Source organism: Thermoleptolyngbya sp. C42_A2020_037 (genome assembly GCF_015272455.1).
Taxonomy (GTDB): Bacteria; Cyanobacteriota; Cyanobacteriia; order Elainellales; family Elainellaceae; genus Thermoleptolyngbya.
Map to the genome: position 1 here is coordinate 1 of NZ_JACYLP010000027.1, position 26880 is coordinate 26880.

Here is a 26880-nt window from a genome sequence, read left to right on the forward strand (position 1 = left end):
AGCAGAGCGGGAAGAGGCTGGCTTTTCCTCCGTCCTTTACTAAAAGGCACTACCCCCGCTTGATTCTCTGGAATGGGCAATGGAGTCGAGTCGATAGTGTCGCCACTCAGCTACGCACTGAGCATCCACAAGGCTTTCGTCATTTACAGGTGCGTTGCCGGAACGGAGAGCTTAAGGAGTGCTGGGCATTTACCAAGACGGTTCGGCTCAAACGCTATGGACGCAAACGATTAGTGATTGTGCATGAACAGGAGGATTTGAGTGATACACCCCGATTTCTCCTCACCGATGCTTTGCACTGGGAAAGTGCACGGGTGATCCAAACCTGGAGTTACCGTTGGGCTTGCGAGATCTTTCATGAGTTTTGCAAGCAAGTCGCAGGTTTCGAGTCGGCTCAGGTTCGCAACCAGGAAGCGGTCAAACGCCATTTCCGCTTAAGTTGCATCGCGCAGTCGTTACTAGGGCAAGCGACTTGTCAGGGCAAAAAATCAGAACGATTTGCGTTTGCCAATGAAAAGCAAACTGTGGGACAACGGCTCTACAGTCTCACCCGTGAGGTTTATCACCAACTCCTGCATCTGGTGCAAGGACTGTTTGCTCAAGGTCGCACTTGTGAGCAAGTGCTGGAGGTGATTATGCCACATTAAGATCCCCTGTCCTCCTTATTCTCTCATCGTAACCTTCCAAGTCCTGACAAAACACGCTACAAAAGTCACTCTAAAACAAGAATGGGGCACTTGATTAAGCGCCCCACTCAACTATGGCTATCCAAAATAATTAAACCTCTCAACTCGACAATGGCGACGACCGGCTAAACTCGCCCAAGAGCGGGCACCAGACGGCGCAGACGATGCATTTTCACCCTGGGTTGCTCAGGTTGAGCCGTTTGGGGGTCAGGATTGAGCGCTTTGTGGAGCGCCGTCCAGGTGCGGGGACAGACAGTGCCGTTGGGGGTGAGGCTGTTTTGGGCTTGAAAGGCGATCGCCGCCTCAGCCGTTTTTTCGCCAAACACGCCATCCACGGTCAAGGCATTGCCCAATCGATTCAGGACTTTCTGCAATACGTAGACATCGGCTCCAGAATGGCCAGGGCGCAGGGTGCGACAGCCGGGCTGGAGGGTGGCCTTGAGGGTGGCGAGGGTGGTGGGATCAACGATCCCGTCTACCCGCAGATTTTGCCGCCGCTGGAAGGCGCGAACTGCTTCTTCCGTCAGCCAGCCAAAATCCCCATCCACCTTAACCCGATAGCCATGAGCGCAGAGGAGTTCCTGCACTTCGGCAACGGCGTGTCCCGTATCCCACGGGTACAAACAGGTTGGGTTGGCAGAAACGATTGCCGTTGCAAGTGGCTTGCTGGCGATCGCCCGCTGTTGATCTAGGGTCATTTCGAGTCTCCTTCCCCTGGCGTGGGACTTGATTGTGTGCGTGTCGCCGCGTGGCTTGGCTCTGGGACAAAATGCCCCGCCCCGCACACGGCTTTTGTTTCATGGTTGGGTTGTGAGGATTACCTCGTGAAAGTAGCCTTAGAATGCTTTTTCGAGTTGCAAGATCTAAGCGGTTGGACACCTTCGAGCCGCGCTAGAACCCACGCGCCTTGCGTTGCAACACGCGCAGGACTCCCAGCTTTGACTTATGGGCATCCGTCTACTCAGATTGCGTCTTCGATGCTTTCTAAGGTAGAGGACTTGTGAGTTGAAAACTTCACCGGGCAAGGTCAATAAAACTTCGCCCATATCGGCGATTATACTGTGAAACTACAATCGCCGTGGGTTCTCGTCCGGGCAGCTTCTTCAAAGTTTTAAGGATACCACGCTGTAGCCAGCGTTGTTGTCTTACAGGTCAAGATCCAGGTCGTCCAAATCCAGGTCGCTCAGGTTTAAGTTGCTGAGCGGGTCAGGTTCCGCCGCAAGCACCTGTTCCGCCGTGACTACGTCCGACGCTGGGGGAACTCGGACAGGTTCAGACTGGGCTAGCTTGATCCAGCGGCGATCGCGCGTCACGTAACCCAGTTCCACCAGATAATCCCGATGGGGCTGCGGAATTGGGATGTGGCAATCGGGTATGGCCTCGTTGCACTGGAACTGGCGCACAGGGCGCAACACACCGCCCGTTTCGCGCTCAGTCACGTCGTAGAGATGCAGCGCCATCACCTCGCCGCCGTTTTGCCGCGCCGCTGCTTTCCGTTGTTCCGACACTTCCCAATACACGTAGGCATCGCTCTCATCGCGGGGCACCAGGATGATGCGGCTGGGGGCGATCGCCCCAATTGGCGGCGCAGTCGGGGCTGGCACGCCAACGGGAGGCACTGCACCTGTCGCAATGCCCGACTCAGTACCCGACTCAGTGCCCGACCCAGTACCCGACCCAGTGCCAGACTCTGCCCAACCGCCCTCGGTTTCACCCGGCACGCAGGCAGGCACATGCACCGTCGCCGAACGTGCCAGCGGCAGCCACTCTTCTCGCTCCGAAAGATAGCCAATTTCTGCGACGTAATCTCCGGCTGCTTCGGCAACTGGGATGTGGCAATCCTGCGTATTTTCATCGCAGTCAAACTGCTGCATATTGCGCTCATCGGCGCGGCTTGCGTCTTTTCCCGTCACGTCATACAGTCGCAACTGGAGATTGCGCCCGCCTTGCTCCGTCAGCAAGGCTCGATCCGCCTCCGACAATTCCCAATAGGCATAGACATCGCGGCAAGAACGGGGAGTCAACACCAGCCGACTGGTGCCTGGTAAATCAAGCAAGGCTTCGTCTTCGGGCTTGCGGAATAGCCACCACAGCAGCCCACCCAGCACCGGCACAGCCAGCAGCAGGAACCAGGGGAAACTGCCGCCTTCCGCAGGCTCATCGGCAGTCTCAACGGGAGACTCTGGCGCAGGGGAAACGGCTCCCGCAGGCGTTTCCCCTGGCACGGGTTCGCCCGGCGCGGGCGTTGCGGCAGGCTCCGCAGGCGAGGCATCGGGCACGGGCGAGGTATCCGGCGCGACGGGCGAGGCATCCGGCGCGGCAGGCGAGGCCGGCGCGACGGCGACCGGGGGCGGGGCAACAGGTGCGCCGCTGGCACCAGGGCTGACCGCAGCCTGCACATTGGCATCAGTCGCAAAGCCTAGGAACGCTTGGGCCGCCTCGTTGGGCTGGGGTCCTTTATAGACATAAAACACCGGCAGCGAGAAGGGATAGCGGGGGTCGGACGGCAGCACGTCGTCCATCGGTACAGCGCGAACGTCTGAGCGGCCCAGCACTTCATCGGCGATCGCATAGCCAATGCCATCGTTGCCCAACTGCCGCACCAGTTCATCGGTGGTGTCTTGATTCAGCCGCACCACGTTGCCGCCACTGCCAAAAGGACGACTGCGATATTTGTCATAGGTGGCGATCGCCCGCCGCAGGTCATTGCCTTCGGGTCGGTCGATGGGGCGAATGGCTCCTGGCGCACCGCCAAAGGCAGACCAGTCGGTCACATCGCCCCAGTAAATTTGGGAGACGGCTTCATCACTGAGGCTGCCGTTGAATGGGTTATTGCTGCCGACGATAAAGGCAATTTTGCGCCGTCCCGCAGGCACCGCCACTAGCCCTCGCGCTTTTTCGGCATCCGTCAGCGGACGGGCGATCGCCGCTAAGTCTACCCGGCCAGCATCCACCGCCTGCAACGCATCTTCGGCCCCGTCGGCAGAAAGATTGACCTGCGTCCCGGCATAGCGCGATTCAAACTGCTGTTTGAGTACCTGATTAATTGCGCTGAGGCTGGGGGAACCGTTGATATTAATGCGAGTGCCGCTGGGAACGCTGGCAGGCAGCGCAAATCCGGTTGTGCCGCTTTGAGCCAGGGCCGGCGCTATGCCCATTGTTTTCCAGGCAGCAGTCCCCGCGATGGGCGGTGCGATCGCTGCCGACAGCAGAAACACCAGCGTCGCGGCGGAGGTTCCCCGATGTTGAATCCTACTCATAGCGCAAATCTCAGATGAATCAGATGAAACGGTCTTGTTTAGCGTTTTGATAAACCAAGCGGACGCTCTAAACGAGTTTGTCTATCGCCTGCTCTCTATGCGCTTACATCCTATGTCACTTGCGCCCAAAATGAACCAGATTACGCAAGATTCTTGGTGCTTGTCAGCCGACAGCGCTTCAGAAAATGCCCGATTAGATACAGCGATCCACACAACACGACGGAGGGTGCACCATTAGCCGATTGTGTAGCAATCGGGACAGACGCTTCAGGAGGACTGAAGGCCGCCTCCAGTGCCAACCATACGTCTGAATGCTGCTGCGATCGCGCCAGTTGCGGCTGTGCCTCAGTGGCCAGCGCAGCCAGCTTTTCTAGGTCAACGGGAGAATGCTCTGGAACGGGCACAAGATGGAGGCGATCGCCCGGCCGCAGCAGCGCCCGAAATACGTCCGCGTGATCCTTCGTGCCGATCATGCCGATGACCCAGGTGATGGGGGACGAGAGGCGGTCGCGCCAGCGTTGCGGAGCAATATCGCGCCAGCGTTCTGGCGCAATATCGCCCAGCTCGATTTGCTGCTCGATCTGCTGATCGACATACTGCCGGAGGGCGATCGCCCCAGCCGGATTGTGCGCCCCGTCGATCAGCAGCCGATGCCCTTGCCAGTCCATCCACTGCATCCGTCCGCGCCACTGCGCCCTGGCCATGCCTGCCACGATGTCTGCATCCGAAATGGCCCACCCCTGGAGCCGCAGCAGTTGCAAGGCGGCCAGGGCAACGGCGGAGTTGGTGAGATGGTGTGCGCCGGGGAGCGGGAGCGGGTAGGAGATGACGGCTTTGGGGCGTAGGGCGTTTTCTACCTCGTTTTCTACCTCGTTACCTATCTCGTTGCCTACCTCATTGCCTAATCCGCTATCCCACTGCCACTCGGCCCAGCCGTTGCCCAGATCGACCGCAGGCTGCACCCAAATCGCAGGACACTGGAGCGCTTGCAGGCGGGCTTGCAGCACGGCGGCGGCTTCTGGCGGCTGGGGGGCGATCGCCGCTGGACAATGGGCTTTCAGGATTCCGGCTTTTTCGCCGGTGATGTCGGCTAGGGTGGGGCCGAGGCGCTGCCAGTGTTCGCGGCTGAGGGAAGTAATCAGGCTGACCAAGGGGCGATCGCACACATTGGTCGCATCCAGCCGCCCGCCCAGCCCCACTTCCATCACCGCTACATCAACCTGCTGTCGCGCAAAGTACAGCCATGCCGCCGCAGTGACGACTTCAAACTGGGTAGGCGACGGGTAGTTGGGATCAATCGCGGCCACAACCTCTTCCAGAAGCGAGTGCAGCGCGTTCGCCGAGATATCCTCGCCGTTGAGCCAGATCCGTTCGCACCAGTGTTCCAAATGCGGAGACGTATAGCGTCCCACTCGATAGCCCGCCTGCATCAGCACGGCAGACAAATAGGCACACACCGATCCTTTCCCATTGCTGCCTGCAACGTGCAGCACGGGCACTTGACGCTGGGGATTTCCCAGGGCAGCGAGCAGCCGCGTAATTCGCTCCAGCCCCAACTCTACGCCAAAGTGGGTGAAGCGACTTAGCAGCGCATCTACTGGGTCAAGGGGTAGGGCACCGGGAAGCGCAAGGTCAGCGTCGAAAGCCATCAATCGCAAACAGGAGTCGGGTTTCGAGAATTTAAGGAGCGGGTCGATCAGGCGAACACGTAATCATCGGGCTGATATTCAGCCGTGGGGGTGAGCCGCCAGGTGGTGTCGCCTGTGAGTTCCAGCACGTAGTCGTGATATTTCAGCAGGCTGGGGCGATGGCCAACGCTGATGTAGGTCGTGTCTTTTTGGCGGAGTTGGTCGTAGAGGCGGCGCTCGTTTGCCAAATCCAGAGCGCTGGTGGCCTCGTCTAGAATGGCGTAGCGCGGCCGGGTCAGCAGCAAGCGGGCAAAGGCGAGGCGCTGCTGTTCGCCCAAAGACAGCACGTTGGCCCAGTCTAGCTCTACATCAAAGCCGCCGACCCGCTCCGGCAAATCCGACAGATTCACCTGTTCTAGGGCGTAGCGCAACTGCCCCTCGTCAATGAGTGCGTCAGGATGGGGATAGAGCAACTGGTCGCGCAGCGTGCCCAGCACCATGTAGGGCCGCTGGGGCAAAAACAGCATCTCGTCTAGGTCGGGGCGGACGATGCGACCGGTGCCTTGGTTCCACAATCCGGCGATCGCCCGCAAAATGGAACTCTTGCCCGCGCCGCTGTGGCCCACGATCACTAGTCCTTGGCCCGGCTCCAGTTTGACGGACAAATCGCGCACCAGGAGGCGCTGATTTTTGGGGGTCACCAGCGTCACGTGCTCCAACGAGATTTGAGAATCTTCCACAGTATCAATGGCGGTTTCGCCTGCTTCCAGGGGCTTGTCTACCTTGTCTTGGAGGGACTCGGTAAAGGTTTCCAAACGGTTTACGCCAGCCGCAAATTCGCTGAGCTGGTTGATTTGCAAAACGACCAGGGCAAAGGCTTCAAAGATTTGGGAAAAGGCGAAGTTGGCCTGGCTGATGTCGCCAAATCGAATCTGGTCTTGAAACAGCATCGGAGCCAGAATCGCAGACGGCAGAATGAAGGTGAGATATCGGTAGGGCGTGCGAAAAAAGCCCATCGTTCGCTGCCAGCCAATCAGGAAATTGTAGTTCCGCAGCACCTCTACAAACCGTCGCTGGAGTTGCCCCGCCTCCTGCGCTTCGCCCTGGTAGAAGGCGATCGATTCGGCATTATCGCGCACATGCACCAAGCCATAGCGAAAATCGGCTTCTTTTTTGAGCTGGTTGAAATTAAGCGAAATCAGCCGTCGCCCCAGCAGCGCCACGACGACCGTTCCCACTAGAGCGTAAAAAATCAGAAATACGGTCAGACCGACAGACTTGGAGAGCAAGATGCCCGTGAAGGAAATCACGTCGATGATCGACCCTAGGAAGATCAGCAGGAAGTTGAGACTGTAGCTGGTAAAGGAGTTAATGTCTTGCGAGATGCGCTGGTCGGGGTTGTCGATCAGGTCGTCCGAGTTGAGGTCGTAATAGGCGCGATTGCTGAAGTATTGTCCCAAAAAGCTGTTGGTCATCCATTCTCGCCAGCGCAGCCCCAGCAGGTCTTGCACATAGCGATAGAACACCACAAAGGGAGTGGCGATCGCAAACACCCCCGCGTACACGATGAAAAATCGCCAGAACGTCGGCGCGTCTTTTTCCGCCAGCGCCGTGGTGAAGAAATTGCCCACAAAGCTGATCACCACGTTCATGCCGCTGACACACAGCAGCAGCAGCAGCAGTGCTGCCAAAAATGTCCACTGCTGCCAGCGCGGCAGCACCTTGTCTCGCGCCAAAAAGAACGCAATCCAGGGAACAATCAGCCCCGCCGTTAGCACAAACACCATCGGCGGGCTGAACAGCGTGTTTGCCAGGGACACCATGCCGCCTGCGGTTTCTGCCATGAATTCGGGAAAGCCCCGTTCGATCGCAAGTGTGATCAGGCCCACCACCGTCGCCAATAGCGCAAACAGAAACACGATCAGTAGCCCAAGCAGCACAAAGAACTGCCAGCCGCCGCGCCCGGTGGGAAACCAATAGGGCTGGGCGATCGCCACGAAGCGATTCCACAGCCGCCAGTCAAAACGATTGAGACGATTCAGGGATGGATTCGGGGTGTCAGCGGTCATGGATTGTATTGCGAGTTAAATCAGAGGGCGTTTATAGGCTACATTGCACTGCATCATTGCAATGTATTGTCGCAATGCATTTCAGCAGGCTGTATCTCGTTGCTGCGTTTCAGCAGACTGCATCTCATTGTAGTGTGAGGGACGCTGGCAGGAAGAATTGCAGCCGATTTCAGGGAAACAAGGGCAGGAGCCAGGGTTTTGGAGCGGGCTTGTCCATGCTGCCACCCTCTCCCTTGCTTATTGCTCTAATTAGCATCCGTGAACGTAAAGACGGGCCGCGCTGTTCGATAATAAAGATTGCTTGCTAAGACACACTGAGGCTGCTCATTCTCTGTAAGTTGAAATTGGTTCAGAGAGAGCGCATTCTCCCCCTCGTCCCGCACTTCTACTGCCCAAGGCATCGAGCCATGAAAAAACTAATCAAGGGTCTGCGTGAGTTCAAAAAGAGCTTCTACTGTACTCACCTTGACCTCTATGAAGAACTAGCACAGGGGCAGCATCCGAGAGCGCTTATCGTCTGCTGCTCAGACTCGCGAGTCGGGCCAGAACTATTGACCAATGCACAGCCTGGTGAAATCTTTGTAATTCGCAATGCAGGCAACATTATTCCGCCCTATGGCGCAACCAACGGCGGTGAGGGTGCGTCGGTCGAGTATGCAGTAGAGGCGTTGGGCATTCGCAACATTGTGATTTGCGGGCACTCCCACTGCGGCGCGATGAAAGGGCTACTCAAGCTGAACACGCTAGAAGAAAAAATGCCGCTGGTTTATAACTGGCTAAAACACGCTGAGGCAACCCGTCTGCTGATCAAGGAAAACTATACCCACCTAGAGGGTGAGGAACTGCTGAACGCCACGATTGCAGAAAATGTCCTGACGCAGATCGAAAACCTGAAAACCTATCCGTCGATTCACTCCAAGCTATACGACGGCACGCTCAAGATTTACGCCTGGATTTACGACATGGATCGCGGTGAGGTCTGGGCCTATGATGCCGAAAAGCACGCCTATATTCCGCCCCATGCCCAGCTTCCGGAGGACGATCTAGATCCTGATTTGCTGACAGATGCGCCGATCGCCTGCGATATGCCAATGAGTTCGGCAGTGAGCGCCCCCGACAGCAAAAGCAGCAGTGCAACGACCAGCAACACCTGGTATGTTAACAGCACAAGTAAAGGGTCTAGCAGCAGCGGTGGTGCTGCGGCGGCAAATGGCAATAGCGTATCGAACGGCAATAGCGCATCTAAGGGCGTAACGTCTGCCCCACCGACTGCGTCAGAATCTGCGAGCTCAGGCGCGTCTCGCAGGGCGCACTGGTTTCCTCGCACGCGCCTGTCGCCAGAACAGCAGGATCGCATTTATCGAGGCTCTAGCTCACGCTAGGAGGGTAATGGGCTGAAGTCCGGGGCATAAAGGTGCTAGGAGGGCGATTGCCCAGTTTTCCTAGCATTCATACACTTTGGCGATCGCCCCCCGATATCTCTACTTCCTCACCGCGGCCTTATCCACGGCACAGCTCAGCCGAATCGGCAAGAAAACCTGAAATTCTGCTCCCTGTGGGCGATCGCTCTGAACGCAGATTTTGCCCTGATGTTTTTTCACGATGTCATAACAGATTGACAGCCCCAGACCTGTTCCTTTTCCAACAGGCTTAGTTGTGAAAAACGGATCAAACAGCTTATTCTGTATATTTTTAGGAATACCGGGGCCATTATCAGCAATAGAGATGCAGACTTGATTCTCATCCACTTGCCGAGTGCAGATAGTTATTTGCTTTGGACGATCCTCAGGTACTTCGAGAAGCGCATCAATACTATTGCTCAATAAATTCATGAAAACCTGATTAATCTGTGCCGGACAACACTCAACTAGCGGTAGGTCACCGTATTGTTTAACGACATCCACGCCAAGCTTTAGTCGATTATTGAGAATCAGTAACGTGTCCTCTATCCCAGCATGAAGATCAGCAGGCTTTGTGGATGCTTCGTCTAACCGAGAAAAGTTACGCAACGAAAGAATGATTTGCTGAATTCGCTGTGTTCCGACTCGCATGGATGTCAACGTCTTTGGCAGATCGCTTTGCAAAAAATCAAGATCGATAGCCTCAATCTTTTCGCGTACCCTAGAAGTAGGCTGAGGACACTCTTGCTGGTATAGCGAAATCAGCTCTAGCAAATCATTGGCATAGTCCATGACATGGTTCAAATTTCCAGAAATAAAATTCACGGGGTTATTAATTTCGTGTGCGATGCCCGCAATCATTTGACCTAGGCTCGACATCTTTTCTGTTTGAATTAGTTGAACTTGAACTTGTTTGAGATGTTGTAGCGCTTCAGCCAGAGCTTGAGTCCTCTCCAGTACCCGCTGCTCCAGTTGCTCTTTTTCTATTGCTAGCGCCTGCTGACTATGTTGCAATGCCTGTAGCGCAAGTTGGTGCATTTCAGATTGCGCCAGAAGCAGGTGATCGACAGCAAGCAACCGATAGCTACTAGGCTCTGTCTCAACTAAAACAGGCTCATACAGCTCGTCAGCGGGTCGCTCCAGCACTAATTTAGATGCAATTGGAATCGGCGTATCCCCAGGTAAAATTAGTGGCTCTGTACGCACGAAATCATACAAAATTCGGAGAGGTCTTCGAGTAAACAACTCCAAACTATAGGGACGACTCATTCGTTCAAAAAATCGACGACGCGAAATAATACCTGCAAGTGTTCCATGTTCTGTCAAAATAACACCTGGAAGTAGTGGCTCTTGTTCAAAGTACTGAAACAATTGTCCACCAGGTATTTCTATGTCAACAGCGAGATAATGTGAAGTTAGTTCTTGCAATGTCGAGCCTAGATGAAGCTGGATAAGCGTCGTCGATGTATAAGTCGGAGAGTTGGATTTTGCCGCTGACATAGCTGACATATAGAATCTCAAAGACAGAACTGTTGGGATGATTTTTTAATCTAGTAATTGAGACGGGGATCAAACACTAGGAAGTTAGACACTAAATTAGGAGATTAGGAGTAGTAGAAGTAACTGATGGGAGCCTCGAAAGTAGGGTTGCTGTTTGAGAAAAGCTAGATACAGCGTCTTTGAAACCGATGAGGTGCGTGGATAGTCAAGCGACCCTCGCCTTGACAGAGCAGCGCGTGCCTTACCCCATAAAAAATGCTGTGTGCTGTGGCTTATTTTCTCGATACTGCAATCAATCGAGGCTCCCTAATGAACTTCTAGTGACTTTTCCTAGCTTGAAAGCTAACCTCTACAACACCCTGGTCTTTTTTAATACCCTCGTTCCTCTAAATATGATGATGTAACTACGGCGATTATTAGGATAAGAGCAAGCTAAGAGAAGGTTAATGTTGATTGATTGTTGCTTCGACTAGGCGTTTTTATCGAAGCAGCTTTATTGCAGCAATGACAGGCCCGATGAAGATTGCCAAAGAAACCAAAGAGAGGAAGGCGCTGATGTTTAACTGCAATCTGCCGCAAGAATAATATCCTTTGCGAAAGCAAATCGCTTAACCAATCGCGCACAAAGAAGTAGGTGCGTTGATTTGAACAGTATCGATGGCAGGTTATTTTGCTCCGACGGCAGACTAATTTTTCTGGGTAAAGCTGCTGGATGGTCTGCCGATATAGTTGGGGTGCAGCAAGGCAGCAGTTGAGGATATTCTAGCCATGCCCAACTCTAAGTTTTTCTCAAATTTGCGCGGCTATCCGGCAGTACGGCTGAATTTTTTCTATAAGCGCGGAGACGATTGGGGTGGAATGTAGGACGCGTTGTGAAGCGTCACTTGGCCAATTCGGCGGGAAAATTCGAGGGTATGGAAGCTCTATGAATTGTCGAGGGCGATCGCCCTCCCTCTCTCCTTTAAGTCAGTCATGCCTTTAAGTCAGTCATGTTTAAGTCAGTCATGACGGATTTCCCAAGCTACGACGTAGCAAAGATCGCCGCATCGTCTGCAAATGCTTTGAACTCTAGCGCATTGCCGCTGGGGTCGAGTAGAAACATTGTTGCCTGCTCGCCCACTTCGCCTTTGAAGCGAATGTACGGTTCAATGATGAACTCCACGCCGTGCGATCGCAGCCTGTCTGCCAGCGCCTCCCACTCATTCATCTCCAAAATTACGCCCCAGTGCTGGGTGGGCACTGCTTTGCCATCGACTAGATTAGTGGCATTAGTGGCCCTTGCCTCTGGGGTATCATCCACCAAGTGTGCCGTCACCTGATGCCCAAACAAGTTGAAGTCAATCCACCGCGAATCAGTCCTGCCTACCGCACAACCCAAAACAGCCTCATAAAAAGCACGGGTTGCAGATAGATCTCGGACAGGAAACGCAACGTGAAACGGACGAGGCATACTAGGGATTTGAAATTTTGGATTATTGGCAGGTCGCTCGTCCCCATTGACCGTCGTAGCTGACCGACACCTGATCGCCGGGCTTTGCAGGAAAGGGCGACAGGTGAACCAGCGTCGTGTCTGCCATCTGGGCCACATTGCCTTTCCAGATGGTTTCTCCGGCGGCATTTTTGCCGACGTAGGACAGGTTGGAGGTGAGGACGTTGGTGGACGTGCGGGGGCGAAACTCGACGCGGCTAAACCCGGCTTCGCGAGTGTAGAAGGCGGTGAAATCAACCCGCTCTTGCACCGTGCCGTTGCAGGTCATGGATAAATTATCCTGGTTGGGTTCTTCTGGAGCCACGGTGACGGGCGGCGCGGGAGTCGGCGCGGGGGGCGGCGGGGCAGGCGTGAACTCGGCTATTCTGCCGGACTCTTCGACGAGGAGTTGCCCAGAACTGGTGAGGGATTGCACAAAGCAGGTGCCATCAGGAAAGACGCGGGCGTAGAAAATGGTCTCACCCTGATATCCGTAGGTGGTGCTGCCGTCGGGATTGCTGGTGACCGTTACGCCCTGTGCGCGGCTGAGGTTGTTTAGGTTGGGCTTTTGCAAAAACGACATCAAGGGCTGGTTGTTTTCCCACAGCACTTCGGCAAAGTAGTTGGTCGTGTTGCAGGTGACGGGCTGTCTGGATATGGGGACATCGGGTGAGGTAGGCGCAACAGGCGTAGCAGGCGTGGCTGGAGGAGGAGTTCCGTCGCTGGTGAGGGGATCTCGACAAGACGTAAGGGCGATCGCCCCCAGGATCGTTCCCAAAACCGTCAACCTCGCCCAGCCCATCCGTCTATGATTCATCGCTCCTGATTCCCTCATCACAAACTCTTTTGGTAAATGCGATAGGTCTTGTAAATCTTCGCGCCTGTCGCTTCGATAATCTTACGCGACGGCATGTTGTCTTCATATACCCAGGAGAGTTCTGCTTCGCGGTAGGGTTTGCGCTTGGTTACACCGCCCTCTCGCCCCAGATAAATTACTGCCATCGGCACCAGTTTGCGGATGTATTCCGGCAGGGAGCAGATCGCCACGACGCGCCCCGTGTCGATGCTGCGGCGATACCAGAGAAATTTCAGAATGCCCAGCCAGTCGAGCTTGCCGTTCACCTTTTGCAGCACGGGGCTATAGTTGGGCAGCGCCATAAAGAAGCCCACCATTTCGCCCTCGTATTCCGCAATCACAAAGATGTCGGCATCGGCAATATCCTGAAGCGATTTGGCCTCTTCCAGAAATTCTTCCAGCGTGCGCGGCGTAGAACTCCAGTTGTTAGCAAAAGCCTTGTTGAACAGGTGATAAATTGCGGTGCAGTCTTCGATAAATTCATCGCCCTTGAGCCGCAGGTTGCGGAAGGTGATGCCTGATTTTGAGGCAATCCGGTATGCCCGCTCAAACTCTGGCGGCAGGGGTTTTGTGAGATCTAGCAGGTAAGCATAGGCATCCTTGGCTTTTTGCCAGCCGTGTTGCTCAAACAGGCGGGGATAGTGGGGCGGGTTGTAGGGCATCATCATGTAGGGCATGGAGTCGAACCCGTCTACCAAAAACAGGCAGTTGTTATGGGTAGACAGGTCGATGGGGCCCCGCGCTTGGGTCATGCCCTGCTGCCGCAACCAGTCGCAGGCAGAGTCGAGCAGGGCCTTGCCGACTTCGGCTTCGTCGATGCATTCAAAAAAGCCCACCAATCCAATATTTTCGCCCTCTCGCGCAATCAGGCGATCGTTCACCGCAGCCACCACACGCCCCACGGGCTGCGTGCCGTTTGGCCCAAAGCGCGTGGCGATGAACTGCTGCAAGCGCCCGTATTCAAAAAAGGTATTCTCAGGTTTGAAATACTTGGCGATGCTGCTGCGGAGGGGCGGAACCCAGTGGCGATCGCCCGCATACACCACCGACGGCACATCCAGGAATAGCTCCTGGTCGCCCGGCGATAGCACTGGGCGCACCTGCACCTCGCCAACCTGCTTGACGGTCTGAGTCATCGCATTGCAGCCAAAACGTTAATAGAGAATTTAGACCTTTGGCTGAACGCTGTCTAGAGGTGAGATTCTGTTCGAGGTCTTGTTTGGGGTTGGATGGACTGCAAGCGACGGGTCTACCCCATCAACTCCTCTCTTGCACCAGGATGGTCTCCCCTTCGATCTTGACTGGATATGTTGCCAGCGCACGGCTCGCCGGGCCTTGCACCACTGTGCCACCGGCAGAAAACAGAGAATTGTGGCAGGGGCAGGCAAAGAGGGCGGTTTGCGTCTGCCATTCGACGGTGCAGCCTGCATGGGGGCAAATCCGGCTGACGGCCATGAGGTCGCCGCTGTCAGGATTTTTGAGCAGCGTGATGGGGGCTGTGCCCACCTGGGTATCGAGGCGATCGCCACTCTGGGCAAGCTGGCTCAGGGTTCCCACCTGCTGAAATGTGCCTCCTGCCGCAGACGGGCTGGGCGGCTCGGCAGATCGACAAGCAGGCAGAGCAGCGCTGGCGGCGCTGGCGGCAGTCAGTCCGAGAAAGGTGCGACGTTCCATAGACTATTTCGGGAGAGTGTTTCCGGAGAATCAGGATCGGCTTGTTCTAGCTAAGCTTGTTCAAGCTAACTAAAATGTTAGGCACAGAATCAACCCACGCTGCACGACAGCGCTGTACTCATGCCTCCGACTCGCAAATTGGCAAAAAGTTTCCCTAAGCGGTTTATCAAGGGTCTGAAAGTTTTGGCACTGCTGAGCCTGCTGGCGCTGGTGTATGTAGGGCTTCAGGGGTGCGACGGGATGACGGGGTGATGGGAGAAAAAATTAAGAAGGAAAAACGAAAAAGGAAAACGCTTCGTTTTTCGTTCTTCGTTCTTCGTTCTTCGTTCTTCCCTCTTCGTTCTTCCCTCTTCGCTCACGCCCTGCCCAAATACCCCCACCGCCCGCCCTGCTTGACCGCAGCGCGATCGCCATGAAAGGAGCCTGCATCAGCAAACTGCGGCTCGACAACGAAGCTTCCCTGTGGGTCAATGAAACCCCAGAGTCCGCCCAGCTTCACGGCAGCCAGACCTTCAGAAAAGGGATAGGCATCTTCAAACTGGAGCGGAATCGAGACTTTGCCCGCTGGAGAGATGTAGCCATAGCGGTCTTCGTGGCGTACAAGGGCGAGTCCATCGGTAAAGCTAAAGGTGTCGTCGAACTGGGCGGGGATGACGAGTGCACCTGCGGGATTGATATAGCCGTAGCGCCCGTCGATGCGGACTCGCGCCAGCCCGTTTTGAAACGTATGGGCCACATCGAACTCAGCGGGAATGACCAAAGTGCCGGTTTTGTCGATAAAGCCATATTTGCCCTGGAGCGTGACCCTCGCCAGTCCTTCGGAAAACTCGTCGGCGCTGTCGAACTGGGGCGGAATGATGACTTTTCCGGCGGGGCTGATGTAGCCGTAGCGATGGTCGATTTCTACCCCCGCCAGTCCTTCGCGGAAGGCGGGCGCGGCGCTCTCAAACTGGGGCTTGATCAGCCACTGCCCGCGCGTGTCGATGTAGCCGTAGCGGTGGTTTTGCTCGACCCGCGCTAGCCCTTCCGAAAAGTTTTCGGCGCTGTCGAACTGGGGGGCGATCGCCAGTTTTCCCAGGTCATTAATGTAGCCCCAGCGCTGCCCAACGGAGATTCGCGCCAGTCCTTCCGAGAACTCGTAGGCCCCTTCGCGGTAGATGCCGATGGGATCGACTTCGATTTTGAGCGGGATGGCAATTTCGCCAGACTTGCTGATGTAGCCGAGGCGATTCTTTAGCACGACGGCCGCCAGCCCTTCAGAAAAGTTTCGTGCCAGGTCAAACTGGGGGGCGATCGCCAGTTCGTAGCGTGGTCGCTCCGGTTCGCCCAAAAATTGGGCAAGTTCCTCTGGGGAAAGGGTTTTTGCAGTCGGCAGCACGGGCAGCGCCGCCAGTACCTCGGCCACAGACCGGAAGCGCTGCTCGACCGATTGACGCACCATGCCATCCAGCGCATCGGCAAGCTGAGCGCTGACCCGCGCCTCGTCCCGCCACGCGATTTCGCCCGTCGCCGGATCGCGGGGAAGCTGTTTGGGAGAATAGCCCGTGAGCGCCTGAATCGCCAGCATTCCCAGCGCGTAGAGATCGCTGGCAGGAACGGGCTGTCCGGCAGACTGTTCGGGCGGCACGTAGCCTGCCGTACCAACGGTCTGCGTAAAGTAGGGCTTGCCCTCGGCATTCACCATTAAGTGGCGGATCACCTTGACATTGCCAAAGTCGATCAGCACTAGCTTTTTGTCGCTCCAGCGGCGCAGCAGGTTTTGTGGCTTCAGGTCTTGATGCACGACGTTCTGGGCATGGGCCACTGCCAGGATCTCTAGCGCCTCATGCAAAAAGCCCAGCACTTCTTTCTCATCGCGGCGATCGCCCAAAAAGAGCGACTGCCGCAAATCGTGCCCGTCGATCAGCTCCTGCACCAGATAAAACTCGCCGCCCTGCTCCAAATGGTCGTACAGTTTGGGAATCTGGTCGTGCTTGCCGATCAGATACAGCTTCTCGACTTCGGCTTCAAAGAGCGATCGCGCCTGCGCCAGCACCGATGGCAGCTTCGACTGGGGCTGAATCTTTTTGACCACGCACTTGGGGCTGTTGCGACGATAGGTATCTTCGGCGAGATACGTCTTGCCAAAGCCGCCCCGTCCTAATTCTCGAATCGTTTCATATCGCCCGCCGATTAACATTGCTTTGCCCTATCGCGCCCCCCGGCGCTCACCGCTGGATTAGCTGTATTAGACAAACCCTGAAAACGTGGATGCCTGTTTCAGACTGCCCTGCTTCAGAATGCCCACTTCCTGGAGGCAATTTCTCAAGCGTGAACCAGCCAAATTGCCCTCGTCTAGGCATTGCCCATTGCTTTAAGAAAAATTAATGGAAACCGTATTGCGCGGGGTGGGAAGCCCGATCCTGGCGATCGCTCCTCTCTCCGTAGAATGAGTTTATGTACCGGGTTAGCCGGACTGTATGATCCCACGCTTCAGGGATTCAGATACCGGGTTTTGGATTCTCGATTTTCGATTTCGGCTCAACCCCGATGGCTCCTAAACGTCCAAAGTCTCAAAATCCAAAATCCCAAAATCTAAAATTCCCATTCCCCAACCCCCCACTTCTAAAGACACTATGCAACCGACTAGTCCTGACAAATTCACCGAAAAAGCCTGGGAAGCCATTGTCAACACCCAGGAAATCGCCCGTCAGTCCAAGCAGCAGCAGATCGAAACCGAACACCTGATGAAGGCGCTGCTAGAGCAAGAGGGTCTGGCCGTCAGCATTTTCAACCGGGCGGGCGTGAACGTGCAGCGGGTGCGCGAGTTTACTGATAGCTTTATTGCGCGGCAGCCGAAGGTGTCGGGCGGTGGCTCGTCGGTCTATCTAGGGCGATCGCTCGATACGCTGCTGGATCGCGCCGAAGCCGCCCGCAAGGAACTGGGCGACGACTATATTTCCGTCGAACACCTGCTGCTGGCCTATCCCAAGGATGACCGATTTGGGCGATCGCTGTTTCAAGACATCCGGCTCGACGAAGCCAAGCTCAAGCAAACCGTAGAACAAGTGCGAGGCAGCCAAAAAGTGACCGACCAAAACCCCGAAGGCAAATACGAAGCGCTAGAGAAATACGGCCGCGACCTGACCGAATCGGCCAAGCTGGGCAAGCTTGACCCCGTGATTGGGCGGGACGACGAAATTCGCCGGACGATCCAAATCCTGTCGCGCCGGACGAAGAACAACCCCGTGCTGATCGGTGAGCCTGGTGTCGGTAAGACGGCGATCGCCGAAGGGCTAGCCCAGCGCATCGTTAAGGGCGACGTGCCAGAATCGCTGAAAGATCGGCGGCTGATTGCGCTGGACATGGGTGCGCTGATTGCGGGTGCGAAGTATCGCGGCGAGTTTGAAGAACGCCTGAAGGCAGTGCTGAAGGAAGTCACCGACTCCAATGGGCAAATTATTCTGTTCATCGACGAGATCCACACCGTCGTCGGCGCAGGCGCAACCCAGGGCGCAATGGACGCGGGCAACCTGCTGAAGCCCATGCTGGCACGGGGCGAACTGCGCTGCATCGGCGCGACCACGCTGGATGAATACCGCAAGTACATCGAAAAAGATGCTGCCCTAGAGCGCCGATTCCAGCAGGTGTATGTGGATCAGCCATCGGTGGAAGATACGGTCTCGATTCTGCGGGGTCTGCGCGAACGCTACGAAAACCACCACGGCGTGAAGATCTCCGACAGTGCGCTGGTGGCCGCCGCCATGCTGTCGAACCGCTACATTTCTGACCGATTCTTACCTGACAAGGCAATCGACCTGGTGGACGAAGCCGCCGCCAAGCTGAAGATGGAGATTACCTCCAAGCCAGAAGAACTGGACGAGGTAGACCGCAAGATTTTGCAGCTTGAGATGGAAAAGCTGTCGCTGCAAAAAGAAACGGACACCGCCTCGCGCGATCGCCTGGAGCGGCTCGAAAAAGAACTGGCCGACCTGAAGGAAACCCAAACCGCGCTAAATGCTCAGTGGGATGCGGAAAAGGGCATCATTCAAGACATCCAGCGCATCAAGCAGGAGATCGAAAAGGTCAACATCGAGATTCAGCAGGCCGAGCGCGACTATGACCTCAACCGCGCCGCCGAGTTGAAGTATGGCAAGCTGGCTAGTCTACAAAAAGAACTAACCGATGCTGAAACGCGCCTAGCCCAAACCCAAACCAGCGGCAAATCCTTGCTGCGGGAAGAAGTCACCGAATCTGACATTGCCGAAATCATCTCCAAGTGGACGGGCATTCCTGTCAGCAAGCTGGTGGAGTCGGAAATGCAAAAACTCCTGCACCTGGAGGACGAACTGCACCGCCGCGTGATTGGGCAAGACGAAGCCGTGACCGCTGTGGCGGACGCGATCCAGCGATCGCGCGCCGGCCTCTCCGACCCCAACCGCCCAATCGCCAGCTTCATCTTCCTGGGGCCGACGGGCGTGGGCAAAACAGAACTCGCCAAAGCTCTGGCCAGCTACCTGTTCGACAGCGAAGAAGCGATGGTGCGGATCGACATGTCGGAATACATGGAGAAGCACGCGGTTTCCAGACTCATCGGTGCGCCGCCGGGCTATGTCGGCTACGACGAAGGCGGGCAACTCACCGAAGCCATTCGCCGCCGTCCCTATGCCGTGGTGCTGTTCGACGAAATCGAAAAAGCCCATCCCGACGTGTTTAACGTGATGCTGCAAATCCTCGATGATGGGCGCGTCACCGATTCTCAGGGACGCACGGTGGATTTCAAAAACACCATCATCATCATGACCAGCAATATTGGTTCGCAGTACATCCTCGATGTGGCCGGCGACAACAGCCGCTACGACGAAATGCGGGGTCGGGTGATCGATGCGATGCGATCGCACTTCCGCCCCGAATTCCTCAACCGCGTGGACGAGTTCATCATCTTCCACAGCCTGCAAAAGTCGGAACTGCGAAACATCGTGCGCCTGCAAGTGGCCCGGCTGGAACAACGCCTGCAAGACCGCAAGATGGCGCTGCGCCTCTCCGACGCGGCCCTCGACTTCCTTGCCGACGTGGGCTACGACCCGGTCTATGGCGCTCGTCCGCTGAAGCGGGCCATCCAGCGCGAACTGGAAACGGCGATCGCCAAAGCCATCCTGCGCGGCGAATTCACCGACGGCGACACAATCTACGTCGATGTGGAGAACGAGCGGTTAGCCTTCAAGCGGCTGCCCGCCGAGCTAACCACCGTCTAGTGGCGCGATGAGGCAACTCTTGCATCCCCCCTTGGCCTTTTTAGGCTGAAGGGGGGATCGGGATTGCCCACTTCAAGCCCAGTCTTGAATACATCGGGTTTGCACCCAAAACCTCTATAACTGGAAATAGTAAATTCCCGACACCGCCAATGCTCATCTCTGCCGATACTCGCGTTCCGTTTCCCCGCCCGCTGGTTTATTCCACCTACCGCGACAAGCTCATGGAACTGGTGCCTTATATGCCGAATATTCGCGGCGTGCAGGTGCGATCGCGCGAGGGAAATGGCGACTGGATAAAATTCGTCAACGAGTGGCAGGGAGGCGGCGATATCCCAACCGCCGCCCGCGCCTTTTTGAATGAATCGATGCTGTCCTGGACGGAACACGCCGTCTGGCATGGCGATCGCTTCACCACCGAATGGCAAATTGAAACCCACGCCTTTACCGAAGCGGTGCGCTGCTTGGGCACCAACCACTTCTTTGAAGACCAGGGGATGACCGTGATCGAAAGTCGGGGGGAACTCATTATTGATCCCCGCAAGCTCAAGGACGTTCCGCCATTCCTGGCAGGCATGGTCAGCGGCATCGTAGAAGACTTTCTGGGCAAAAAGATCGGTCCCAACCTCGTGCAAATGGGCAGCGGCGTGACGACCTATTTAGAATGTCGAGCCGTTCGCCCGTAGAGCGTTCAGAATCCGCTACGCAGTTTTCAAGCTGCCTGATCACTTCAGCAATCGACAGCTTGAAACATCACCAATCAGGCTAGCGACGCTTTGCGGCGGGTGGTTCGTGCTTTTTTAGCCGTCTTCGTAGCAGTCGCCGGAGTAGCTTTAGTAGGCTGCTCTGCCGCAGGTCGAATCGGCCCATCAAAGGAAATCAGAAACGAAGTTTGGGGCAAAACGCGACTCACCAGTTTTAGGTAGGACTCCGCATCGTTGCGATAGCGAAACCGCGCTACGGGAACATTCTGCATAGTGGGCAGCAGCTTGTAGACAACCCAAGGGCTAAGCTGATCTTGATAGGTCATAAGAATGGCTCCTTGCTGAGATTTAGTTGAAATTTAAGCAATGGTATGATTGCCGCCGGACTTGAGAAGCAGCTTGTCAAGCAAAGCCCTGTAGCGCACTCCAGACAGAGCGATCTCTGAAGCAGCGTCTAATCCTGAAAGATCTGATTGAATCTTCTTCAATGAAGCCGAATCTATCTGAGTGCCTATACAGGCACACTGCACCCTGATCCTTGACCTGCGGCATGAAACAAGCCGACAAAAAGCGGATCTTCAATGCTAAAAACATGGAAGAATCAGCAGTTCAAACAACTTATGTCAAACAACTCCCAGCAGCGGTTCAAACGCTGCCCACAGTCTTGAAACCTGAGTGGTAATCGAAACCCGTAGCGTAAGCTCAGATCAAACCCAAATCAAACCCGGAACATCAAAGCCAGATCGACTTCAATCGAATTTGCGTCCGATCAAAATCATCTCCACAGCCTCACCAGCATAACCGACTGCTGACGTTCTAACTTCTTTTTCAACAATCTAGACGTGCTCCCAGAGCGGATTTTCAAATCATTACACAGTCTTTACAGACAAAAAGACCGCACAATGCAGAAACTCAGCTTAGGAAGCAACACCTAAATTCGCTGATCAGAAGTATGTAAAACACGCCTCAAGACGCTACTGCTGACCAAAGTTATTCCCGTAACTACTATATATAGTTGTCTGATCGAAAAAATTCAACTGTATATGGGGTCTGTCGGGAAAACTAAATATTTCTTTACACTTTACGCTTTTGGGTCGGCAATCGGAATAAGCGCCATTCTTGCAATCTCGGTCGAGTCAAGACTCAGGCAGAAGCCGGAGTTTCAGCCGCAGTTTTAATTGCAGCCTCAGCCACGGCTTTGCCAGCGACTACTTGAGAAGTGTGTGCCCGCAGTTGCTCCACAATATCCTGCACGCCGTCTTGATTGAGCCGATAGCTGAGCGGATGGGCAATCAGTCGGGCCGTACTTTCAAACAGGCGATCGATTTCAATCAGGTTATTTTCCTGGAGGGTGCGCCCGGTCGCCACCAAGTCCACGATCGCCTCTGACATCCCTGTGATTGGCCCCAGCTCTACAGACCCATAGAGCGGCACGATGTCTACGGGTAAGTCCAGGCTCTGAAAATAGTCGTGGGCGCAGCGCACAAACTTGGACGCAACTCGGCAGTGGGGCGGCAGGTCAAGCGCTGAGCGGTAGGGGCTGGTCGCTTTGACCGCGACCGACATGCGGCATTGCCCAAATCCTAAGTCCACCAGATGGGCAACCTTGGGCTGTTTTTCACGCAACACATCGTAACCAATTACGCCCAGGTGTGCCTGTCCATATTCCACATAAACGGGCACGTCGTAATTACGAACTAGCAGCCCGTGCGCCCGTCCGCTGGCATCAAGGATTTCAAGCTGGCGATTGGCTGGGTTGAGAAACTCGCTGAAATCAAGCCCGATAGCTTGAAAAAGCTGAATACTGTCTTTTAGCAGTCCACCTTTGGGCAGCGCAACGGTCAGCATAAATAATGAAATGAATAGCTTTATTAATCTAAATTTTAGTTGATTTCTGTACCCGTTTAGCCGCATGTAGCGTTAATCAAACTCAGAAATGATGCGTCTGGGTGAGGCGGGCGGGTGAAGCGATCGCCCCTTCCTCAAAGTATTCTCTAAATATGTTTCTTGATGGGAGAGAATTGAGTTATTACTCTCCCTCCCGGATTTTGGCATTCAATTTCTGGAGTGAAGATTCAAATCCGATCTTGCGTTTCAGAATCCAATACTGAAGCAAGCTGGCACAAATAAACGGAAATGACTTTTTGCAAGTCTATTTGCGTGGCCGCGACACTTCAAATTGCGAAAGTTTAACAACTTTTGCAAACGCTTAGCTTATTTTTGGGGTTGATCTTATGTACAGTTATCCTGCAATGCCACTTCCTCAGATGATGCTCGGAGCATCCTTCCAAAGGCAGTGGCGATTCCCTCAGGCAATGCTTGGAGCCTCCTTGCAAAGGCAGGGTCGATCCAGGCTGTATCTCAATCTAATTTTATCTAGTGTAAATAGAATCAACTTATGGTTGCCCGGTTTATTTTCGCTGATTTGGTGCAGCAATCAGTCGGGGCAAACCAACTCTTCAGATAGCCGACCAGAGGATTTGGGCACGGATAATGCAGTCCCTGAACCACTAGCTTATACAACAGAAGACGCTCAACTAGACGTTCCAGCAGTCGAGCTTAGCGGCTTCTGGATGCAGGAGCAATTGATAGAGAATGCGGATATAACCTCAGCTAGTGCTTACGCTTTTGATGTGGCTGAATCTCGCTGTTTGCGCCACTGCTGGACATCCAATCGCAACTCAGAGAACCGATGTCTTGTAGGATGTTGGCAGGAGTGTGAACCGGGCAGTGGGCGCTGTAATTGGGACGCTGAGAATGGAGGAAATCTCTAATTGGTTGATCTGATGGTGAGTTTGTCGGTGGTGGGCGATCGCCCAACTGGATTGGCCACCTACGCGCTCAATGTTGCGCCCTATTTATCCATTCAAAACACACTGCTTTTAGCCTCCCTGGAAGCGCAGCGTCAAATTTCTAAAACCCAGGCGCGAGACATTTCTTACTACGAGATTCCGGCCGGAATGAGCGCAGAACATGGCAAGGCAGGGCACTTTAGGCGACTGCGCTGGACCCAAGCTCAGCTTCCCAAAATTTATCAGACTTTGAGGGCAAAGCTCGTTTTTTCTCCACTCCCCGAAGCGCCGCTATGGAGTCGGTGTCGCTCAGTGGTGATGGTGCATGACCTGATTCCGCTGCGGTTTCCAAACTGGCGATCGCCCCTCACAATTTATGCCAAATACTATGTGCCGCTGGTGCTAAATCAGGCGCTCCATATCGTCTGCAACTCGCAGGCGACAGCGAACGATGTTGTTGCTTTTTACAACATTTCGGCGGATAAGATTACGCCTATTCCGCTGGCTTACAATGCCGACCATTTTCGCTGGCTCGATTTACCCACCAGCAATTATTTTGTTTATCTAGGGCGGCAAGATCCCTACAAAAATCTGCACCGCGTTTTAGATGCGTTTGCAGCGCTGCCCCGCCACCAGGACTATGAGCTGTGGCTGGTGGGTTCGACCGACCCTCGCTTTGCGCCCGACCTGATCACGCACGCCGAAGCGCTGGGCATCGCAGCTCAGGTGAAATTTTTGGACTACGTGCCCTACGCCGACCTGCCCCAGGTGCTAAATCGGGCGATCGCGCTTCTGTTTCCCAGCCTGTGGGAAGGGTTTGGCTTTCCGGTGCTGGAGGCGATGGCCTGTGGCACGCCTGTGATCACGTCGAATCGCTCGTCAATGCCAGAGGTGGCGGGGGAGGCGGCGCTGCTAGTGAACCCGGAAGATACCGGGGCGATCGCCCATGCTATGCAGCGCTTGGTGACAGAACCCGACGTGCGATCGCACCTCCGCACCGCTGGACTGGCCCGCGCCCGCCAGTTTAGCTGGGAAAAAACCGGAGCCACGACTCGCGCACTGCTGAGTCAATTTTTGTAGCCAATTTCTGTAGCAAGCGCTTGAGCAAGGTCTATCGCAACTGGCTCCCGGAGCGTTTGCAGCAAGCCACCCCGCCCCTCACTTCGGCTGCCACACTACCAAAATCACACCCGCCACGATCAGCCCCAGCCCCACCAGCCGCACACCAGGAATCGTTTCCTTGAAGACAAAATAGCCCAACAGCACCGAAAACACATAGCTGAGTGCGACCGTTGGCCCCACGACGCTGAGCTTGACGCGAGTCAGCACCAAGATATACACCACCGCACCCAACCCGTAGCAAGCCAGCCCGATCAGCAAGTCCGGCACGGTGAGAATGCTCAACACATGGCTGATGGCATTACTCGCCTCAACGCGACCCAACTTCAGTGCGCCCGACTTCAAAAAAAACTGCCCCGCAACGCCAAGGGCAATAGAGGAAAGCAGCAAAGCAAGCTCGGCTGGGGTCACGGCAAATCCCGCTGAAAACGTCTCCATCAGTCTACAGCGTTTCTAAAGCCCTCGACTCGTTTGCGATGGGTATATCAGGTCGCTAGCGATGGCGGTGGCTGCGGCAGCGCACCAGAAAATCGGGCAAATCCAGCGGATTGAACCGCGAGACAGGCGGTGCAGAGAGGCTGCTGAGGCTGTTGCTGTCGAGGGTGGCCACAACTTCCATCATGGTCATCAGCTCAGAGAAAATCGCAGTTAGCTCTGGATCGACCTGTTCGCTGGCGAGTAGATGCACCTGTACGCTGTCGAGCAGTTCTTTGAAGCTAGCGATTTGGCGCTGGCTGGCAATGTACTGATCTTTCCAATGGTGGATGGTGGCTTCATACTCGCTGACCTGGCGGGCATGGTGAAAGATTTGCTCCTGGATGTCGCTATTTTGGGCTTCCAACTCAGCAATGCGGGCCCGATAGCGATCGCACTCTGCCTCCAACTCCCGGTTATTTTGCAGCCATAGGGTTTGCAGCCGCATCTGCCGTCCTAGCTCAATTTCTAGCTCATCGGCTTTGATCTGAGCGCGGGCCAGGTCTTGCCCCAGCGTAGCGATCGCATTTGTCCGGCGAGCGACAGGGCGAGTCCGGATCGCAGACGAGGGCAGCGCCGACCGCAATCCACTCGTCGGTTCCTGGCTGGGGCCCTGGGCCGCCTGAATCTGGGCCAGCGCCGATTCCATCTCGGCAACTCGGGTTTCGGCGGCGCTCAGAGCAACGGCTAGATGCTGAACCTGCTGCTGCGATGCTTCTAGCTGTCCCTGGAGGCGATAGGACAGTTCTTGCGCGTACTGGGCCGCTTCTTCGAGCTGCTGCATCCGCTGGTGGGTTGCGTCTGGCGATTCTCGGCCGTTCCATCCATCGCGCCCGTGGCCTTGGCTCAGGCCGCTAAGCTGGATTCGCAGCCGATCCAGTTCTTCCTGCTGTGTCTGAAAGCGGGCTTCGGCCGCAGCAAGCTTTTCCTGGGTTTGGCGATCGCGCTCGTAGGCTTCGGCAAGCTGAGCATCAATGGTCTGCTGCTGCTGCTTAAGGCGAACTTTGAGGCGGGCGATCGCCTGCTGCTGCACGCTGGCAAACTTTTCAGTCGCCGCCAGTTGGGTTTCTAGCAAGCCCTGGTCCTGCATTTGCAGCCGCAGTTCGTCCATACAAGACAGGGCCTGATCGAGCGCCTGTTCTAGGTGGTGAATGCGGGCGATGCGCTCTCGATCCTGCGATCGCAATTGGGCCAACTCACTCAACAGCCGCGTATATTGTGGCGATTCAACGGGCAATTCGGCTGATAGTTCCACAACTGGCGCTTCAACAGCCACTGCGCTTGGACTCGAATCCTCTCCCCTGAGAGGACTGCCGCCCAAATCGTTTCCACTAAAGCTCGCTCCATCGGAACTGGCTTCGACAGAAAGAGATGGCCGCTCTGGTGTCGCGGAAACCATTGTCCAATCTGGTTGTGACACGCAGCGCCTCCCGATCGTTTTGCCACACAATACTCAGCCAGCCGTGGGATAACCAGTGGGTTTAAAGGGAAATTTAAATCAGAAGCGTAGCCAGCAGAAACTAATCAAAGCAACAAACTAAACCTTATGCCCAGGATGACAAGAACCGACCCATTAAACCGAACCATTAAAATGAATTAAACCTGCTCAATCTTGCTCAACGCTTAGCGCTCTAGGGAATGTCAACACATACCAAGAGCAAAAATGCCAAGAGTAAATGCCAAAAGTATTAACTTAAGCCACTTATAACATCAGCTAAGCAGTTACCAATGAGCAGTTACCAAACCAACTCCTAGAAGATTCCAACAACGAACAAAACTCGACTATTTGATCTCGATTAATTTTTGATCTCGATTATTTGAACTCGACCATTTGAATTATCTGTATCATTCCCCATGTGTCTGAGCCTCATGAATGGCGCAACAACAGGCTCGTCCTCTATCCAGAGGATCAACCCAGGGAATTAAAGTCAAGCTTATGTCGAATCGCTCAGGCAAGTTTACCTGAACAAAACTGCTCTAGAAGATGCACGATCAATCTATTAAAAACAGAAGCGTAGT

The 26880-nt window shown here is 55.0% G+C and carries 20 protein-coding genes and 1 pseudogene; 7 read left to right on the forward strand and 14 right to left on the reverse strand.

All coding sequences use genetic code 11. From position 1 onward, the window contains the following. Nucleotides 1-647 (forward strand): annotated as a pseudogene (locus tag IGS16_RS07840) (hypothetical protein); the annotation flags it as partial. A 164-nt stretch (nucleotides 648-811) separates the two neighbouring features. On the opposite strand, the gene IGS16_RS07845 reads toward IGS16_RS07840, so the two are convergent. The 4 genes from IGS16_RS07845 to IGS16_RS07860 all read right to left on the reverse strand — a co-directional run bounded on the left by IGS16_RS07845 (nucleotide 812) and on the right by IGS16_RS07860 (nucleotide 7643). After that, nucleotides 812-1384 (reverse strand): peptidoglycan-binding protein, encoded by a 573-nt coding sequence (locus IGS16_RS07845; protein WP_297084805.1) that lies wholly within the window; start codon nucleotides 1382-1384, stop codon nucleotides 812-814. Between the two features lie 447 nt (nucleotides 1385-1831). Further along, the gene (locus tag IGS16_RS07850) at nucleotides 1832-3946 is read right to left on the reverse strand and encodes a DUF4912 domain-containing protein (RefSeq protein ID WP_297084807.1); all 2115 of its coding nucleotides are present in this window, start codon (nucleotides 3944-3946) and stop codon (nucleotides 1832-1834) included. A gap of 140 nt (nucleotides 3947-4086) precedes the next feature. Beyond that, nucleotides 4087-5595: a folylpolyglutamate synthase/dihydrofolate synthase family protein gene (locus IGS16_RS07855; protein ID WP_297084808.1), complete on the reverse strand. Its 1509-nt coding sequence runs from the start codon at nucleotides 5593-5595 to the stop codon at nucleotides 4087-4089. Nucleotides 5596-5642: 47 nt separating this feature from the next. Beyond that, a complete protein-coding gene (locus IGS16_RS07860) occupies nucleotides 5643-7643 on the reverse strand; it encodes an ABC transporter ATP-binding protein/permease (RefSeq protein WP_297084809.1) in 2001 nt (666 codons plus the stop codon). Nucleotides 7644-8050: 407 nt separating this feature from the next. Between IGS16_RS07860 and IGS16_RS07865 the strand changes: the two genes are divergently transcribed. After that, complete coding sequence (locus tag IGS16_RS07865; protein WP_297084810.1) at nucleotides 8051-9025, forward strand: carbonic anhydrase; 975 nt, start codon at nucleotides 8051-8053, stop codon at nucleotides 9023-9025. A gap of 99 nt (nucleotides 9026-9124) precedes the next feature. Here the strand turns inward: IGS16_RS07865 and IGS16_RS07870 are convergent, their stop codons facing one another. From IGS16_RS07870 to IGS16_RS07890, 5 genes are all read right to left on the reverse strand, one after another. Continuing rightward, nucleotides 9125-10543 carry an ATP-binding protein gene (locus tag IGS16_RS07870; RefSeq protein WP_297084811.1) on the reverse strand — a complete coding sequence of 473 codons (1419 nt, stop codon included), beginning with the start codon at nucleotides 10541-10543 and terminating at the stop codon, nucleotides 9125-9127. A 1021-nt stretch (nucleotides 10544-11564) separates the two neighbouring features. After that, on the reverse strand, nucleotides 11565-11993 hold the full coding sequence (locus IGS16_RS07875) for a VOC family protein (protein WP_297084812.1): 429 nt from the start codon (nucleotides 11991-11993) through the stop codon (nucleotides 11565-11567). A gap of 22 nt (nucleotides 11994-12015) precedes the next feature. Then, nucleotides 12016-12828 (reverse strand): hypothetical protein, encoded by an 813-nt coding sequence (locus tag IGS16_RS07880; protein WP_297084813.1) that lies wholly within the window; start codon nucleotides 12826-12828, stop codon nucleotides 12016-12018. 17 nt (nucleotides 12829-12845) lie between these two features. Next, complete coding sequence (locus IGS16_RS07885) at nucleotides 12846-14003, reverse strand: hypothetical protein (protein WP_297084815.1); 1158 nt, start codon at nucleotides 14001-14003, stop codon at nucleotides 12846-12848. Between the two features lie 121 nt (nucleotides 14004-14124). Beyond that, nucleotides 14125-14541 carry a Rieske (2Fe-2S) protein gene (locus IGS16_RS07890; RefSeq protein ID WP_297084817.1) on the reverse strand — a complete coding sequence of 139 codons (417 nt, stop codon included), beginning with the start codon at nucleotides 14539-14541 and terminating at the stop codon, nucleotides 14125-14127. A 120-nt stretch (nucleotides 14542-14661) separates the two neighbouring features. On the opposite strand from IGS16_RS07890, the gene IGS16_RS07895 reads away from it, so the two are divergent. Then, a complete protein-coding gene (locus IGS16_RS07895) occupies nucleotides 14662-14793 on the forward strand; it encodes a hypothetical protein (protein ID WP_297084819.1) in 132 nt (43 codons plus the stop codon). Nucleotides 14794-14896: 103 nt separating this feature from the next. On the opposite strand, the gene IGS16_RS07900 is transcribed toward IGS16_RS07895, so the two are convergent. Next, a complete protein-coding gene (locus IGS16_RS07900) occupies nucleotides 14897-16720 on the reverse strand; it encodes a WG repeat-containing protein (RefSeq protein WP_297084821.1) in 1824 nt (607 codons plus the stop codon). Between the two features lie 436 nt (nucleotides 16721-17156). Here IGS16_RS07900 and clpB point away from each other — a divergent pair, with 436 nt between their 5' ends. After that, nucleotides 17157-19775, forward strand: coding sequence for an ATP-dependent chaperone ClpB (gene clpB, locus IGS16_RS07905; RefSeq protein WP_297084823.1), 2619 nt, complete (start codon nucleotides 17157-17159; stop codon nucleotides 19773-19775). A 149-nt stretch (nucleotides 19776-19924) separates the two neighbouring features. Further along, a complete protein-coding gene (locus IGS16_RS07910; RefSeq protein ID WP_297084824.1) occupies nucleotides 19925-20458 on the forward strand; it encodes a hypothetical protein in 534 nt (177 codons plus the stop codon). Between the two features lie 74 nt (nucleotides 20459-20532). Here the strand turns inward: IGS16_RS07910 and IGS16_RS07915 are convergent, their stop codons facing one another. After that, complete coding sequence (locus IGS16_RS07915; protein WP_297084826.1) at nucleotides 20533-20802, reverse strand: hypothetical protein; 270 nt, start codon at nucleotides 20800-20802, stop codon at nucleotides 20533-20535. A 224-nt stretch (nucleotides 20803-21026) separates the two neighbouring features. On the opposite strand from IGS16_RS07915, the gene IGS16_RS07920 reads away from it, so the two are divergent. After that, the gene (locus tag IGS16_RS07920; protein ID WP_297084828.1) at nucleotides 21027-21158 is read left to right on the forward strand and encodes a hypothetical protein; all 132 of its coding nucleotides are present in this window, start codon (nucleotides 21027-21029) and stop codon (nucleotides 21156-21158) included. 461 nt (nucleotides 21159-21619) lie between these two features. Here IGS16_RS07920 and hisG read toward each other — a convergent pair whose 3' ends face one another. Next, nucleotides 21620-22324: an ATP phosphoribosyltransferase gene (hisG, locus tag IGS16_RS07925; protein WP_297084829.1), complete on the reverse strand. Its 705-nt coding sequence runs from the start codon at nucleotides 22322-22324 to the stop codon at nucleotides 21620-21622. Between the two features lie 938 nt (nucleotides 22325-23262). Here hisG and IGS16_RS07930 point away from each other — a divergent pair. After that, nucleotides 23263-24348 (forward strand): glycosyltransferase family 1 protein, encoded by a 1086-nt coding sequence (locus tag IGS16_RS07930; protein WP_297084831.1) that lies wholly within the window; start codon nucleotides 23263-23265, stop codon nucleotides 24346-24348. Nucleotides 24349-24426: 78 nt separating this feature from the next. Here IGS16_RS07930 and IGS16_RS07935 read toward each other — a convergent pair whose 3' ends face one another. Together IGS16_RS07935 and IGS16_RS07940 are read right to left on the reverse strand one after the other, a co-directional pair. Continuing rightward, nucleotides 24427-24825, reverse strand: coding sequence for an EamA family transporter (locus IGS16_RS07935; RefSeq protein ID WP_297084833.1), 399 nt, complete (start codon nucleotides 24823-24825; stop codon nucleotides 24427-24429). Nucleotides 24826-24880: 55 nt separating this feature from the next. Then, entirely contained in the window at nucleotides 24881-26137 is a 1257-nt protein-coding gene (locus tag IGS16_RS07940; RefSeq protein WP_297084836.1) for a hypothetical protein, read from the reverse strand. Nucleotides 26138-26880 lie beyond the last annotated feature (743 nt).

What these genes read in the sequence shown, in the direction of transcription:
- IGS16_RS07880 (WP_297084813.1), bottom strand. Translation starts at nt 12,828, where the DNA reads ATGAATCATAGACGGATGGGCTGGGCGAGGTTGACGGTTTTGGGAACG.
- IGS16_RS07860 (WP_297084809.1), bottom strand. Translation starts at nt 7,643, where the DNA reads ATGACCGCTGACACCCCGAATCCATCCCTGAATCGTCTCAATCGTTTT.
- IGS16_RS07855 (WP_297084808.1), bottom strand. Translation starts at nt 5,595, where the DNA reads ATGGCTTTCGACGCTGACCTTGCGCTTCCCGGTGCCCTACCCCTTGAC.
- IGS16_RS07915 (WP_297084826.1), bottom strand. Translation starts at nt 20,802, where the DNA reads ATGACCTATCAAGATCAGCTTAGCCCTTGGGTTGTCTACAAGCTGCTG.
- hisG (WP_297084829.1), bottom strand. Translation starts at nt 22,324, where the DNA reads ATGCTGACCGTTGCGCTGCCCAAAGGTGGACTGCTAAAAGACAGTATT.
- IGS16_RS07935 (WP_297084833.1), bottom strand. Translation starts at nt 24,825, where the DNA reads ATGGAGACGTTTTCAGCGGGATTTGCCGTGACCCCAGCCGAGCTTGCT.
- IGS16_RS07895 (WP_297084819.1), top strand. Translation starts at nt 14,662, where the DNA reads ATGCCTCCGACTCGCAAATTGGCAAAAAGTTTCCCTAAGCGGTTTATC.
- IGS16_RS07890 (WP_297084817.1), bottom strand. Translation starts at nt 14,541, where the DNA reads ATGGAACGTCGCACCTTTCTCGGACTGACTGCCGCCAGCGCCGCCAGC.
- IGS16_RS07910 (WP_297084824.1), top strand. Translation starts at nt 19,925, where the DNA reads ATGCTCATCTCTGCCGATACTCGCGTTCCGTTTCCCCGCCCGCTGGTT.
- IGS16_RS07920 (WP_297084828.1), top strand. Translation starts at nt 21,027, where the DNA reads ATGAAACAAGCCGACAAAAAGCGGATCTTCAATGCTAAAAACATGGAA.
- IGS16_RS07900 (WP_297084821.1), bottom strand. Translation starts at nt 16,720, where the DNA reads ATGTTAATCGGCGGGCGATATGAAACGATTCGAGAATTAGGACGGGGC.
- IGS16_RS07865 (WP_297084810.1), top strand. Translation starts at nt 8,051, where the DNA reads ATGAAAAAACTAATCAAGGGTCTGCGTGAGTTCAAAAAGAGCTTCTAC.
- IGS16_RS07875 (WP_297084812.1), bottom strand. Translation starts at nt 11,993, where the DNA reads ATGCCTCGTCCGTTTCACGTTGCGTTTCCTGTCCGAGATCTATCTGCA.
- IGS16_RS07845 (WP_297084805.1), bottom strand. Translation starts at nt 1,384, where the DNA reads ATGACCCTAGATCAACAGCGGGCGATCGCCAGCAAGCCACTTGCAACG.
- IGS16_RS07850 (WP_297084807.1), bottom strand. Translation starts at nt 3,946, where the DNA reads ATGAGTAGGATTCAACATCGGGGAACCTCCGCCGCGACGCTGGTGTTT.
- IGS16_RS07870 (WP_297084811.1), bottom strand. Translation starts at nt 10,543, where the DNA reads ATGTCAGCGGCAAAATCCAACTCTCCGACTTATACATCGACGACGCTT.
- clpB (WP_297084823.1), top strand. Translation starts at nt 17,157, where the DNA reads ATGCAACCGACTAGTCCTGACAAATTCACCGAAAAAGCCTGGGAAGCC.
- IGS16_RS07930 (WP_297084831.1), top strand. Translation starts at nt 23,263, where the DNA reads ATGGTGAGTTTGTCGGTGGTGGGCGATCGCCCAACTGGATTGGCCACC.
- IGS16_RS07885 (WP_297084815.1), bottom strand. Translation starts at nt 14,003, where the DNA reads ATGACTCAGACCGTCAAGCAGGTTGGCGAGGTGCAGGTGCGCCCAGTG.